We start from the raw sequence: 13,819 nt of genomic DNA, 5'->3' as shown, positions 1-13,819 counted from the left end.
GTAATCGGATGTTTGGCATGATCCAATTCGCAAAACCATTGCACTGTGGCGGTGGCGCAGCGCCCTTTTAAGTCAATATGGGTCGTGTTATTTTTATTTGTCTTGGGTAGCGTATCGCTCATGATGCCTCCTTGGATTGCGCGTCGTTGCGGCTCTCGATGACATGCGTACGATAGCCTCGATTCGATAGCCGATGCGGGTTGGTGTCGGCTAGTTGCGGGTGAACTTGCTTGAGGATGACTGTATAGGCGTATAGGCTATTGAGGGATTCGCTGCCCTTGATGCTTACGGGGATCAATGCCGGCGCCCTCATTACCTCAGGGATTGCTTCACTTTTTACGCGGAGACTGCGAGGAGAGTCGAACATGAATGCATTTCCTTATTGTCGTTACGTCAGAGTAGGGCTGGTCACTTGTAGTGGCGCATACCCGGTCTTGCAGGCTGTCAAAGCGACAAGAAACCATGCGCAAATAAAAAGAATGGCTGCGAGAGACGGTATTAAAATAACAAGTATTGCATTATTTGCACTATTTTGGAGAAAATAATTGCTGGAAAAGTTAACTGGCATGAAATTCGGCTCATCAAAATTGACCGCTTCCGAGAGCAAGAGAAGGGGGTCTTCAATGCGAAGAAAGGCCAATGTTGAGTTTGACCTCGGGGAAATCGACTGCTGACCGAAGGAAAGGTTAATTATTCTTATCCATGACCCAATCTTCGATTCAGAATGACAAAACGCCACGTAACTAGGGCCGGATTAGGCGCCCGGTCATCCGCCAGGAAAATAATACGGACTCTGTACGGTGACGCACTTAACATTCGAATTAAGATAGGTAATCTGGCCGTATCGGCTTGCCTTCAAGAGTTGCACTAGCAAATATCCAATGAAATCATCAATCGCAGCAGCAGACGCAGACACCGGTGATGCGCCAGAGACGCCGGGGACAGCCGCGACGGACGATACGCCGATGACCGGGCCGCTGGCGCCGCTTGCCGCCACCGGTTCGGCCAATGTGCGCAACCTTTGCCTGAGGATGCTGACGATATTGGCTTTGGTGTTTGCCCTGCAATGGGCGCAAAGTTTCCTGATTCCTCTGGTGTTCGGCATTTTCATTGCCTACACGCTGAATCCGCTGGTAGCCTGGCTGGAGCGGATCCGCATCCCGCGCCTGATCGGCACTTGCATCGTGATGGCGACCCTGCTGCTCGGCTTGGGCCAGGCCGGCTATTCTTTGCGCGACGAATTCCAATCCATCGTCGAACGGCTGCCTGCCGCCGCCCATCAATTGGCGCGCGCCATAGTCAGCATACAAACCAAAACACAAGACGGAAAAACCAGCACTATCCAGAAAATGCAGGCGGCGGCGAACGAAATTGAAACCGCCGCCGGCCAGGCGGCCGGCGTGCGGCCGGACGCCAAACGACCGGCCAGTCCGGCACCGCCGGCGTTCCGATTGAGCGAATGGCTATGGACCGGCTCGATGGGAGCGATGCTGTTCATCGGGCAAGCGGTGATGGTGGCTTTCCTGGTATTTTTTCTCTTGCTGTCGGGCGATACCTTCAAACGCAAGCTGGTGAAGCTGACCGGGCCGTCGCTGTCCAGCAAAAAGATCGCTGTCAATATCCTGCTCGACATCAATACCTCGATCCAGAAATACATGTTCATGCTATTGGTGACGAATGCCTTGCTGGCGGTCCTGATGTGGGTGGCGTTCCGCTGGATAGGGCTGGAAAACGCCGGCGCTTGGGCGCTTGCGTCCGGCTGTTTGCATATCATTCCGTACTTCGGCCCGCTGCTGATCGCTGTCGCCACCGGGCTCACCGCGTTCATGCAGTTTCAATCGTTTTCGATGATGTTGCTGGTAGCAGCTTCGACACTGGCGATAGCAACCCTGATCGGCACACTTGTGACGACCTGGATGACCGGCAGAATCGCCAAGATGAACGCGGCGGCGGTATTCATCGTGCTGCTTTTCTGGGGCTGGCTGTGGGGAGTATGGGGAATGCTGCTGGGGATTCCGATTATCGTTATCGTCAAAGTCATCGCCAAACGTGTCGATGGCCTGCAGGCAGTGGCTGAGCTGCTGGGCGACTAGCCCGTCGGTTCATTCGACGCTTGCACATCCGTGACGAAGGTAAAAAAAACGGCATCCGAGGATGCCGTATCGAAGCAAATTACAACGAAGAACTAAAGCAAGGAATTAAAGCGTGATCTTGGAGATCTTGGCGCCTTGCAGGGAAACGCCGGCGATCAACCCGGCATTGGTGGTAATGAAACCGATGATCGGCTGTTGCGCAGTGTTGGTGTCGATGCTGCCGTTGGCGCCGATGTTGGCCAGCGCTACGGTGGCGTCGGCGCCGACGGTCCAGCCGTTGCTGTTACGGAATTTATCCAGAGAATCCTGAGTCATGAACAGCAGGATGATGGCTTTCGATTGCGCTCCAGCCTGGAAGCCGATAGAACCGGCGGTGGTGCTGTAATAACCTTCGGTGCGGTTACCGACGCGTAATGCGCCCTTGCCGTATTCGGCGCCGAGCACAAAGCTGGCTTGCAGCACCGCTGGGAATACCAGCACACCCTTGGCGCGGGAGACCAGCTCGCGCGAGGAGGGCGCGGTCTGATACAGTTTGGACAGAGTCGCGTCTACGCCGGCATCGACTTCGCTGCGGCCGGTTTTGGAACTTGCGTCGTGGGCCGGCAGGGTGGTGGTGCAACCGGCGAAGGTGAGGCTGGCCATGGCGACGGCAATAGCTGCCAGACCCTTGGCCGGAAACGATGATTTCTTTTGCATTTTTTTCTCCATCAGAAGTATGGATGACGATTGGACAACGTTGCAAATTATATATGGCAATGCGAGATGCGTGTATAAATCGACAATTTTGACTGAGCTTCCATAAACTCCCAGCTCCCAACGGTATCCCGGATCGGCAACCCAATCGGCCAGAATGGCGACGACATCGCGGCATCCGAGTTGCGGCGCATCTTTCTCCGCAATCATGATTTGACTCTAGGCCGGATGTAAGATTGCATCTGTACGGTAGCACACATCCGAACAGCTATAACTTGCCTGGCCATCCGCGACTCCTGACGGCGGCAAGCTTTGACCACAACGAGGAACCCGTAATGAGCACAATCACCGGCGGCGCCGGCCCGCAGTCCGCGCTGTATCTGGACGACCTGAAAATCGGCGACCGTTTCTGCAGTGCCGAACATGCCCTGGACGAACAGCAGATCATGGCTTTTGCCCGGCAATTCGACCCTCAGCCTTTCCATCTAAGCGATGCCGCCGCCAAGAGCACTTTGTTTGCCGGGCTGGCAGCCAGCGGCTGGCATACCGCGGCCATCACCATGCGCCTGCTGGTCACCAGCGGCATGCCTCTGCAGGACGGCGTCATCGGCTCCGGCGGCGAGATCAGCTGGCCGCAGCCAACCCGCGCCAGCGACATCCTGCATGTGGAAAGCGAGGTCCTGGAGATTACGCCGTCCCGTTCGCGGCCGGATCGCGGCATGGTCAAACTGCGCAGCGAGACCCGCAACCAGCGCGGCGAACTGCTGCAGCTGTTCGTGTCGAAACTGGTGGTGTCGCGCAAACCCGCATGACTGCAATAAAATCTTTGAACGAGCGCCAAGATGATACGTATTCGTGAAATCGACCACCTGGTATTACGCGTGATCGACCTTGACCAGATGCTGCGCTTTTACTGCGACGCGCTCGGCTGCACCGTCGACCGGCGAGTGGACAGCATCGGCCTGGTCCAGCTGCGGGCCGGCAGCGCCATGCTCGATCTGGTTCCGGTCGATGGCAAACTCGGCAGCGCCGGCGGCGCGCCGCCTGGAAAAGAAGGCCGCAATCTGGATCATTTCTGCTTCCGGGTCGAACCCTTCGACGAAGCCGCGATTCGCGCCCACCTCGCAGCCAACGGGGTGGCGGCCGGTGAGCTGGCTTCAAGAAACGGCGCGGAAGGCGAAGGCCCGTCGATCTACGTCACCGACCCGGAGGGCAATGTGGTCGAACTCAAGGGGCCGCCGGACGCCTGAGGGCATTTCAAACCAGCTTGTTGTCACTCCCCCGACGGCTTGGAATTTTGCTTGAACAAGACCCAGGCCATCGCTCCCAGCGCCAGGGCGGCCAGCAGCAGCACCGCCCAAAGAACGATGCTGCGCGTCGGCATGCCATCGCGGCTGGCAGTTGCCGGCACCAGCGCTGCGGCGCCGTCTACGGTCGCCAGCGGCAAGCCGTTTTCTTGCGCCGCCCGATAATCCGGCATCAGGCTTTGCACCGGCAGATAAGGATTGGCAGCATTGGCCAGACCTGCAGCCAATGTATACGGCGCAGCGCCGCTGACCAGCGCCACGACCTGCACCGGCTCGAATTCCAAGGCGATTTCCGGCGGCGCGGAGAAGCCCGGCGTTTTTTTGTCAGCCTCGATCTTGATTTCGCGGAATGCTGCCGGCGGCAACTCGATCGCTGCGCTGGTTTGCAGCTTGCCGGCGCTCTGCAACTTGTAGACCACGCTCGCCGCCATCATGGTCCACGGCTGGCCAGGGTCGTTGCGGCCCAGCACCCGCACCGGCAGCAGCACGTTGTCGCCCGCCGGCGTGATTTTCAGTGCGGCCACCGGCGTCGCAAAGGGCAGTGAAAAGCGCAGCTCATACGGATTGTTCAGCACCGGCCGGGCCAGTGCGGCGCTGACCCGCGCAACGCTGCTGACGCCGCGGGCGGTGGTCAATGTCGCGCTGCGCATGACTACCGGCGCGGTCCTGCGCGCGGCATCGGTCCAGGTTACGCGCAGATATTGATCTTCAAGATTGACGGCTGGCAGTTCGATATGATCGGTCCCCAGACCGCTGGCTCCGGCTTCGGCGCGATAAAGGACTGTCTGGGCCAGGGAGCGCCAGTCTTTCAAATCCTTGCTCGCTTGCAGATCGAATGTGACCGGCTGGGCGTCGGGCAGATCCACATCCAGCGCCAAAGCCACCACCGGATCAGCGATGGCACGCGTATCAAGCAATGCTCCCAGCACTTTTTTACGGGGCGCGCCGGCATCCGCCGCGTTGCTGTCGATTTGCACGATGCGCTTGCCTTGCTGTTCTTCGATCCGCAGCGATGAAGCAGAGATATCCGCCACATCGGCGCTGCCCATGATCGGCGATGACTTCAGTTCGATCTTGCGATTTTCGGTTTGCCGCAAGCTCGCACTGTCGGACAAAGCCAGCGCCAACGGCTGGCCCTGGGCGTTGAAAATCCGCAGATCGCGCATGCCGCCGCTTTGCATGTTCACCATCACCTGGGCAGGCAAGAGCAGGCGCTGCAGCGGCGCATCGGCATTGAAGGTAAGCGGCAGGTGCAGCGCATACGACTGCGTGTTATTCGGATCGGCCGCCGGCCACGCCGCGCTGGACGCCGCCAATACGCAGGCGCAGATGACAGCGCGCATCGGGAAATATCTCATCTTTACGCTTCCTTCACTGTACTGGCATCCGCCGCTGCGGCTTTCGGCGGCAACGGCGCGAAATAGCCGACCACCAGCATCAGCACACCCACCGCGATAAAGGTGACGATGCGCTCCGCGCCGCCCGCATTCGACAAATCGACCAGCAGCAATTTGATGACAACCAAACCCAGCAATGCCGCGCCGCTCAGCCACAATGCGCGCTGCACGCGCCGGTGCGCCAGCAGCATCAGGCTCAGCGCCAGCAGCGTCCACAAGATGGCGTAACCGGTTTGCACCACAAAGCTGTCGAACAAGGCCGAAGCATCCCAGCGCACGCCGAAAAAATGATGGACCGTGCGCAACCAGACCGTATTGAGCACGATAAAAGCCAGCCCAGCCAACGCCAGCAGCGTCTGTTTGCGCGCCACCCAGGCGGCGCCGGCAGGCATTGGCTGGGCCGCCACGATTGCACGGCGCCAGAACAGCAGCGCACCCAAGGCCAGGGCCAGCGTCAGGTCGGTAGGATTCAGCAAGGGAAGATAGGGCAGCGGCGCCGTACGGCCGGAAGAGAACAGCGCCACCAGCAACGCGCCGAAAAAAACCAGCGCCGTCAACGGTAAAGCCGCATACCAGTAGTAGGCGACGGCATGCGCGTTGAGCGGCCACTTGAATCCCGGCAGGAGCGTGCGCCGGTTGGCCTTGCCGGCCCATACCGCCAAGCACAGCAATACCGCGATCGCGCTGACCAGCAACACCACGCTGGCCCAGGAGGTTTGCCACAAATCGGCGCGCCCGATCCAGAACCATAAACAGTCGGCCAGCAACAGCGTCAGCAGCCATACGCTGCCGGCATGGGCGGCGCGATTGAGCCTGAGAACTGCAATATTGCTTTGCGCCTGGCTGTCATTCTTGTAGAGCATCCAGTAATGCAAACCCAGAGCCAGCAACCATATGGCCCAAGCCGGCGTGTGCAAGACGCGGTAGCCGGACAGCTCCTGCACGATAAAACCGAGCGCCAGCGGCAGCAGGGTGAATCGGCTGGGCCAGGCGGCCACCGCCCAATTGCTCTTGCGTCCCAGCAGAAGCGACAGCCATGCGCTCGCTACCAGCGCCAGCATGGCCAGCAGTTGCCGGGTGCCGCTGTCGAATACCGGCACGGCTGCCAAGCCAGTCTCGCTGGCAGGCACGCTGCGGCATATCTCCAGGATCAGGGCCAGGCACCAGAACAGGAAGCCATATAGATAGAGCGGTTGGCACAACACCGCTTCCACCTTGACGTATTCTCTGGCCCAGCGCGAATCGCTATGCGGCAAGTCGCCGCGCAGCCACCAGGCGATGGCAAACGCCGGCAATGCGATAAACATGGCGCCCATGAACATCGGATTAGCCAGCGGCCAAGCCGATATATTGTCGTCGATCGCCGCCAGGAACGCGCCGGCAGCCACCACTTGCAACGCCAATCCGAATGCGCGCGGCATCCAGCGCGCCTGCCGCATGCCGACCCAGAACGCGCCGGCGCCTTCGAGCGCCCACACCGCCGATGTCCAGCGCATATCGAGGGCCAGCGGCACCGCCAGGGTCACAAAACCGAGGCCGATGGCGATCATGGATTCAATTATCAGGCGATAATTTTTCTGCCCGCGCCGCATGAGCAGCGCTGCCAGTATCAGATACAGCGCCGCAAATCCCAACGCCGAGAAAGCGGCGCCGAATTTGAACTGCCTGACCAGGCCGGCTTGCAGGCCGAAACCGATCAGCGCGGTGCCGAACATCAGCGTGCTGTCGACCGTGTTGCCGAGCCGGGTCGGGGTGTTGCGGGCGTACAGGATCGCCGCCGTCACATAAATCAGCACGAACGCGGCCAGGAATAATTGAGAACTGAGATATTGCGCCGGCTCGTACTTGAGCACGCCCCACAGCGTGGCGACGCCAAAAGTGGCGACAAAGCCCACGATGTTCAGCACACGCCAGGAACGTTTATAGGCGATGAACAGAATCGCCAGGTTCAACACGGTGTAATAACTGAACAGGCCGACGCTGTTTGCGGCGCCGGTGGAGAGCAGCAACGGCACCGCAAAACCGCCGGCAAAAGCCGCTACCGCCAATGCGCGCGAGTTCTGCAGCAACGCCAGTACGCAACTCAGGGCGCACACCACGATCATCAAACCGAAAGCAGGCAAGGGCGCGATCAGGTCAAACCGGCGGAAGGCGGCGAACACCGTCAGATAAATCACCGCCACGCCGCCGCCTTGCAGCGCCAGCGCGAAGGCCGGCTTGGCCTGGCGTTTGCCGAAGCCTACAGCCAACAGAGCAATGCCTGCTGCGGCCACCGCGGCCAGCCGCAACTCCACCGGAAACAGCCCGGCGGCCGCAGCGTAACTGGCCAGGAACGACAGGCCGATAAACAGGATCACCAAACCGACGCGAACAATGGTATTGCCGCCAAGGAGCCAGTTTTTTGCGGCGGCAAAAGCCAGGTCTGCGGCGCCGGGTTCGGCGGGCGGCGACACGCGCCTAGCTGCAAGCGGGGCGCTTGCTACCGGCTCTGTCTGGGGCCGCGCAGCCACGTTCGGTTGTGCTGCAGCCGCGGCCGGAGATGTCGCAGCAAAGCTGCCGGCAGACTTGGAATCGGCAACCCTCTCGCCCTGACCCATTCGAGAGTTCAGCAATTCCAACATCTGCAACCGTAATTTTTCATTGGCGGCGCTGATTTCTGCACGAATCGCATGCTGCAGTCCCAGCCCGGCCAACAAGCCGAGCCCGCCTCCCAAAAAGATGCCGAAGTCGCCGTATCCCGAGCTTGGCCATAGCCAACCCAGCACAGCTCCGCAAATAATTCCCCACATAATCATAGTGTTAGCTCGCTTGTTGTGATTAGCTCTGGTATTGTCTGTTATGTGCTTGCCTGATGCAACGATTCGAATTGCGCGCTGCTTAGTGGCTCTTAGTGGCTAGATTTGCGGCGCTTCAAACAAATGACCGAGGTATGCACGGCGATAGGATTTTCTGGTGCGCGCAAACAACATGAGTGCTTTCCGCAACCTGAAGATGCTGGTTATAATCAGCAGCAAAGGTGAAGAAAATGATTTCCCATATTCTGACTCTCGATATCGCAGGCAACCCGTTCGACTGGATTTCGCCACAAGATGCTGTGCTCTATTACGCGAGCGGGAAGGTAGCTTGGGAACTCGGCGAGGATGACATCGTTTTTCGCGGCGGTTATTCCCGCACCGGCGTGCAATCGCGCATCGCTGTCAAACCTATCATCGCCATCGCCGGCAGCGCCATCATGGCGCGCATGCTGCACCTGGAACTGCCGCTGGGCCATCACAACGATCTGCTGTTCAAGCGCGACCGCTACACTTGCGCCTACTGCGGCGGCCGCTTTCCGCACAATGAACTGTCGCGCGATCACATCCATGCGCGCTCCCACGGTGGCAGAGATACATGGATGAATTGCGTGACCGCGTGCAAGGATTGCAACCAGCAAAAGGGCAACAAACCGCTGGAAAGCTTTCGCCCGCTGCTGTATGTGCCCTATGTGCCATGCCGTGCCGAGCACTATCTGCTGAGCGGCAGAAATGTTCTGGCGGACCAGCATGATTACCTGGCGGCCAGGCTGCCCAAGCACAGCAGGATGCGCGAGTTGAATTGACGCTGCAGACTATTTTCTGCCCTCAAGCCTTGCGCTGAAAAACAACAAGATCCATTGCACGATGCGCCACGATGCCTGCATCGTTTGACAGCGCCAATTCATCGGGCGCAGAATCGCAGTTCGGTAATTTTTACTCACCCATTTTTTACAGGAAAGGAACGGCTATGCCACGGACGGCTATCGGTAATTTAAAAAATACATAGCCCCGCGCATGACAGCTCGGGGATGCGGCAATACTGCCGACCCGAGCCGGTCGTTCCATCAAAAACCCCGGTGAGGAAACTCGCCGGGGTTTTTGCTTTTCCGGGTACGACATGCGTCGCCCCGCAGCAAACGCCGCGGCCGGCCTGAAGCACATGCGGCTTCAAGTCACTCTGCGAAAGAATCGATATGAAAGTCACCATTAAACTGCCAAAACCGCGCAAGCCTCTGGTTGCACCAGCCAGGGCCAGGAAAGCCGGCGCTCACGCATCGCATAATCCGACGCGCCGCGTACGACGCGCCGAAAAGCAAAAGCTCAATCAGCTGCTCTCGGGACGAAAAGCCGATAACGACTACGAAGCGTAAAGACGCATCGGCTCAGCGCTTTACCCGAAGCACTTTGACGATCCGAATTTCAGCCGATTTTTTGTAATACTTGATTTCAGGAATCGACTTAAAAGTGCCAAAAATCACTAATAATCGATGAAAAATAGCGTTTTCCAGTTGATTTATCGAGTTTTACATTCATTCTGGCAGACACGGAAAAACGCAGACTCGCGCAGACTCGATCAAGAGAAAACTATGTCTTGTCTGCGTAATTCTCGGGGAAGAAATGACGTTCGATCAGCTCGATCAGAATGTGCAGCACCTTGATGTGCAACTCTTGCACACGATCGGCAAATGTACCGCCCGGCGTGCAGATGTAGACGTCGCTTAAGGAAGACAGCAGCTCGCTCTGCTTGCCGGACAGCACAATCACATGCATGCCGAGCGCACGTGCGGTTTGCGCCGCGCGAACGATGTTCTTGCTGGTACCGCTGGTGCTGAGCGCGACCAGGCAGTCGCCCGCACGTCCGTGCCCTTCGATATAGCGCGAAAACACCTGCTCGTAACCATGGTCGTTGCCAACGCAGGTGAGATGCCCGGCGTCGCTGATCGCGGTCGCGCCCAGCGCCGCCCGGTCCAGCCGGTAGCGGCCGGTCAGTTCTTCGGCGAAGTGCATGGCGTCGCACATGGAGCCGCCGTTGCCGCACGAGTACACCCGTCCCTTGCGTTGGAACACGTCGATCAGCAGCGCAGCCGCTTGTTCGATAGCCTGCAGAGCCGTGTCGTTGGCGAGCAAGGCGTCCAGCGCTTGCTGTGCTTCAACCAGGCTGGCGTTAATGTGTTGCTTCAATTTCGCACTCCATTCGAATAATTTGGCCGATTATTTTAGCGATTCGTACTGCGCGTGACGCCGGTATCGATCACACCGTAAGGGGTAATGCTGCTGCCGCTGTTGCCGGCAGGAGATGATACATGGCCGCAAGCGGCCAACAGGATACTTACGGTCAAGAGGAAGAATAGGCGCATCGTTGTCTCATAGCATGAATGGTAGCTCTAACAGACATACTGTGGAGCGAAATGTTCCGGCCGGCATTATCAGCTTGGCATATCCAAGCGCCAGGCTCGCATGGTCAGGCGAATTCAGGAAATCGAACGCACCACGCCGCCATCCACGCGCAAAGCCGCACCGGTGGTGGCGGAAGCCTGCACGGATGCAAGGTAGACCACCATATTGGCGACTTCCTCCACCGTGGCAAGGCGCTGGATCAACGAGCTTGGACGATGTTCTTTGAGGAAATCGCGCTCCAGCGTGTCGGCCGCAACGCCTTGATCGCGCGCCATCGATGCGAAGAAATCGCCGACGCCTTCGGAGCGGGTCGGCCCCGGCAAGACGGCATTGACGGTGACGCCGCTGCCGGCCAGGGTTTCCGCCAGGCCGCGCGAGACTGCCAGCAGGGCCGTCTTGGTCATGCCATAGTGCACCATTTCCTTGGGAATCTGCAGCCCCGATTCGCTCGACAAGAACAGCACCCGGCCCCAGCCGCGCTTGACCATGCCCGGCGCATAGTGGCGCGACAAGCGCACCGCACTCATCACGTTGACGTCGAAGAAACGCTGCCACTCTTCATCGGAAATATCGAAAAAGGGCTTGGCTTCGAAGATGCCGAGATTGTTGATCAGGATGTCGGTCTCGGGCACTTGCTCGAACAACAAGGCCGCGCCGTCTTGCGTACCGAGATCGGCGGCGATGCCTTGCAAACGGGCAGAAGGGCATCTCTCGCCAATCTGCGCCAGGGCCTGATCGACGCGGGCCTGGGTGCGGCCGTTCACTACTACCGTCGCGCCCGCTTGCGCCAGGCCAAGGGCGATCGCCAGGCCGATGCCAGCGGTCGAGCCGCTCACTACCGCATGTTTGTCAATTAGATCGATTCTCATGGAATTCTCTCTGATGGTTAGTGGACACGAGAAGCGGGGGACGAGAAGCACAAACGCTCAAGCGCAATCCTGCCGCTGCTTTGGCATCATAGAGGAAATCGGGAATTGGTATTTTTCTCGCTCGGGAAAACAATCCCGGTCGATATTAGCCTAGCCGCCCCGAACGCAATCGACAATCAAGCCCATCAGTTCGTCAAATTCGGCCGGACGCTCTGCACTCACCAGAGGGAACAGGCAATTGTGGTCGGTCCCTGCCACCACACGCAGCTGGCGCGAACGCGCCTGGCGCGCCGATAGCAGCAGCCGCTCCGGTATTTCCAAGGGGATCACGGCATCGTGTTCGGCGGCGATCAGCAGCAGGTCGCCCTTGAATTCCGCCAGGATCGGCCAGGCGTCGCTGTCGGCCCAGCTACGGTCGCGACGGATGATCTCTGAAAAGCGCGGCCCGAACGGCACATCGTATGCAGCCGGCGTATATACCCCCGGCACAATCAGGATCAAGGCGGCGACCTCATGCGTTTGCGTCAGTTTGATGGCGTTGTAAGCGCCCATGCTGCTGCCGAATATCACCAGCGGTTGCGCTAAATTCCGCGCCGCGATCACTGCTTCCGCCTGGCGCGTGCGGCTGCTCAGCGAGGAATTTTGCAACGAACCGCCGGTATCGCCGTGGCCGATGCAATCGAAAGAAGTGCTCCCCACGCCGCGCGCCTGCAACGCCGGCCGCAATCCTGAACGGCTGGCGGTGGCGCGCGAGCTGGAGCCTGCGCCGTGCAGTATCAGGGCGTGGGAAGACGAGGCGCCGGGATGAAAATCGCCCTTCAGCGTGAAGTTTTCGTAGGCGACATCAAAGGATTCTATTGCTTGCATGATCGGGTAGGGGGAGTTGACGTCCGCACGGGCAACTTGCCGGCCGGGCACGGCGAACATGCACAAGTTGCACACCAGAAATAACTATAACCCACCATACATGGCAAATCTCACAATTGTCGCTGGCGATATCGAAAAATCGTCAGCGACAAAACTACTCGCGCATGCGCCAGCGCTCCTGCAAAGAAAAAATGGCCGATCAAAAGCCTTCTGTTCGGCACGCTTTTCGACCAGAATCACAGTCATCCAATTTTCTACGGGAATCGCCCATGTCAGTCAGTCGCGCAGCTAGCTATGCCGCCCCGATCTTGCTGCTTTCTTTGCTGCTTTCTTTGCTACTTTCCGGCCATGCCGCCGAGACCGCAAGCAAGCCGCAGGACAAGACGCAAGATCGGCAGGCCAAACCGGCATCGGTGCTGGATGCGCCGGTGAAGAAAATCGCCGGCCAGCGCATTGCTGTCAACACGCCGCAGAGCGCGGGTCTGCTGCCGGTGTATGCCGATCGCACAATCGATGCGCCGGCGCCAGATGTAAAACGGATATTGATTGTGGTGCATGGCACTTTGCGCAATGCCGATGCCTATTTTGCAGCAGGACGCCTGGCCGCCGATGCAGCCGGCACTGCGGGTAAAGGCACGTTGGTGGTCGCCCCGCAATTCCTGACGCCTGCCGATCTGAAGGCGTTCAAGCTTGCGGCCGAGACGCTGGCCTGGACTCAGGAAGGCTGGAAGGACGGCGAACCGGCGCGCAGTCCGGCGCCCATCAGTTCTTTTGGCGCCATGGATGCGCTGCTGGAGCATTTCTCCGACCGCACTCTTTATCCGGCGTTGACCGAAGTAGTGGTGGCGGGACATTCCGCCGGCGCCCAGATTGTCCAGCGCTACGCGGTGGCGGGGCAGGCTGAAGCTGTGCTGCGCAAGGCAGGAATCGAGGTCCGTTACGTGGTGGCAAACCCGTCGACGTATCTGTATTTCGACAACAACAGACCAGGCTCAGGCGGCGCTTTCCAGCCCGCCGACGCCGCCTCCTGTCCCAAGGTCAATCAATGGAAATATGGCATGAATGGGATTCCGAGCTACCTTGCCGAGCAAGACGTAGCGGGGCTCGAAACACGCTATGCGGCGCGCAAGGTGGTCTATTTGCTAGGCACGGCCGATACCGATCCGCACACCCATTTCATCGACCGCTCTTGCGCCGCCATGGCGCAAGGCCCTTACCGCCTGGCGCGCGGCCTCGCGTATTTCAGGTACCTGCAAGGCCGTCACGCATCCGGGCTGCAGCAGAGCGTGGTGGAAGTGCCCGGCGTGGGCCACGACGACAGGGCCATGTTTACCTCGGCATGCGGGCTGGCGGTTTTATTCGGCAGCCCGCTGCCAGCAGCTTGCCCGCGGATTCAGTGAC

Annotated in this window: 15 protein-coding genes; 7 read left to right on the top strand and 8 right to left on the bottom strand. The window is 59.2% G+C overall.

Translation table 11 applies throughout. The features are described from left to right. Window positions 1-118 precede the first annotated feature (118 nt). Window positions 119-367 carry a hypothetical protein gene (locus tag KHU33_RS16375; protein WP_211464806.1) on the bottom strand — a complete coding sequence of 83 codons (249 nt, stop codon included), beginning with the start codon at window positions 365-367 and terminating at the stop codon, window positions 119-121. Here KHU33_RS16375 and KHU33_RS16370 point away from each other — a divergent pair. Together KHU33_RS16370 and KHU33_RS16365 are read left to right on the top strand one after the other, a co-directional pair. Continuing rightward, window positions 366-545 (top strand): hypothetical protein, encoded by a 180-nt coding sequence (locus tag KHU33_RS16370; RefSeq protein WP_211464804.1) that lies wholly within the window; start codon window positions 366-368, stop codon window positions 543-545. The two genes, KHU33_RS16375 and KHU33_RS16370, sit on opposite strands and share 2 nt — an antisense overlap. 336 nt (window positions 546-881) lie before the next feature. Beyond that, a complete protein-coding gene (locus tag KHU33_RS16365; RefSeq protein ID WP_407928291.1) occupies window positions 882-2,093 on the top strand; it encodes an AI-2E family transporter in 1,212 nt (403 codons plus the stop codon). 105 nt (window positions 2,094-2,198) lie between these two features. On the opposite strand, the gene KHU33_RS16360 is transcribed toward KHU33_RS16365, so the two are convergent. After that, window positions 2,199-2,789: a BPSL1445 family SYLF domain-containing lipoprotein gene (locus tag KHU33_RS16360; protein WP_211464802.1), complete on the bottom strand. Its 591-nt coding sequence runs from the start codon at window positions 2,787-2,789 to the stop codon at window positions 2,199-2,201. A 332-nt stretch (window positions 2,790-3,121) separates the two neighbouring features. Between KHU33_RS16360 and KHU33_RS16355 the strand changes: the two genes are divergently transcribed. Further along, complete coding sequence (locus tag KHU33_RS16355) at window positions 3,122-3,598, top strand: MaoC family dehydratase (RefSeq protein WP_211464800.1); 477 nt, start codon at window positions 3,122-3,124, stop codon at window positions 3,596-3,598. 30 nt (window positions 3,599-3,628) lie between these two features. Next, a complete protein-coding gene (locus KHU33_RS16350; RefSeq protein WP_211464798.1) occupies window positions 3,629-4,036 on the top strand; it encodes a VOC family protein in 408 nt (135 codons plus the stop codon). Window positions 4,037-4,059: 23 nt separating this feature from the next. Here the strand turns inward: KHU33_RS16350 and KHU33_RS16345 are convergent, their stop codons facing one another. Together KHU33_RS16345 and KHU33_RS16340 are read right to left on the bottom strand one after the other, a co-directional pair. Then, entirely contained in the window at window positions 4,060-5,451 is a 1,392-nt protein-coding gene (locus tag KHU33_RS16345; protein ID WP_211464796.1) for a DUF3999 domain-containing protein, read from the bottom strand. 2 nt (window positions 5,452-5,453) lie between these two features. Continuing rightward, window positions 5,454-8,285: a DUF2339 domain-containing protein gene (locus KHU33_RS16340; protein WP_211464794.1), complete on the bottom strand. Its 2,832-nt coding sequence runs from the start codon at window positions 8,283-8,285 to the stop codon at window positions 5,454-5,456. A 230-nt stretch (window positions 8,286-8,515) separates the two neighbouring features. Between KHU33_RS16340 and KHU33_RS16335 the strand changes: the two genes are divergently transcribed. Together KHU33_RS16335 and KHU33_RS16330 are read left to right on the top strand one after the other, a co-directional pair. Then, complete coding sequence (locus KHU33_RS16335; protein WP_230414320.1) at window positions 8,516-9,088, top strand: HNH endonuclease; 573 nt, start codon at window positions 8,516-8,518, stop codon at window positions 9,086-9,088. A 390-nt stretch (window positions 9,089-9,478) separates the two neighbouring features. Beyond that, complete coding sequence (locus tag KHU33_RS16330; RefSeq protein WP_211464790.1) at window positions 9,479-9,655, top strand: hypothetical protein; 177 nt, start codon at window positions 9,479-9,481, stop codon at window positions 9,653-9,655. 214 nt (window positions 9,656-9,869) lie between these two features. Here the strand turns inward: KHU33_RS16330 and KHU33_RS16325 are convergent, their stop codons facing one another. The 4 genes from KHU33_RS16325 to KHU33_RS16310 form a co-directional block, all read right to left on the bottom strand. Beyond that, window positions 9,870-10,466 carry an SIS domain-containing protein gene (locus KHU33_RS16325; protein ID WP_211464788.1) on the bottom strand — a complete coding sequence of 199 codons (597 nt, stop codon included), beginning with the start codon at window positions 10,464-10,466 and terminating at the stop codon, window positions 9,870-9,872. A gap of 35 nt (window positions 10,467-10,501) precedes the next feature. Beyond that, a complete protein-coding gene (locus KHU33_RS16320; protein ID WP_211464786.1) occupies window positions 10,502-10,642 on the bottom strand; it encodes a hypothetical protein in 141 nt (46 codons plus the stop codon). A 114-nt stretch (window positions 10,643-10,756) separates the two neighbouring features. After that, the gene (locus KHU33_RS16315; RefSeq protein ID WP_211464784.1) at window positions 10,757-11,551 is read right to left on the bottom strand and encodes an SDR family NAD(P)-dependent oxidoreductase; all 795 of its coding nucleotides are present in this window, start codon (window positions 11,549-11,551) and stop codon (window positions 10,757-10,759) included. Window positions 11,552-11,701: 150 nt separating this feature from the next. Beyond that, window positions 11,702-12,478, bottom strand: coding sequence for an alpha/beta fold hydrolase (locus tag KHU33_RS16310; protein ID WP_230414319.1), 777 nt, complete (start codon window positions 12,476-12,478; stop codon window positions 11,702-11,704). A 209-nt stretch (window positions 12,479-12,687) separates the two neighbouring features. Between KHU33_RS16310 and KHU33_RS16305 the strand changes: the two genes are divergently transcribed. Further along, window positions 12,688-13,818, top strand: coding sequence for an alpha/beta hydrolase family protein (locus KHU33_RS16305; RefSeq protein WP_211464782.1), 1,131 nt, complete (start codon window positions 12,688-12,690; stop codon window positions 13,816-13,818). Window position 13,819 lies beyond the last annotated feature (1 nt).

This window comes from Collimonas silvisoli (genome assembly GCF_018305005.1).
GTDB classification, from domain to species: Bacteria; Pseudomonadota; Gammaproteobacteria; order Burkholderiales; family Burkholderiaceae_D; genus Collimonas; species Collimonas silvisoli.
Note: the sequence above shows the minus strand (reverse complement) of the source record. Positions and strands in the feature narration are given on the sequence as shown.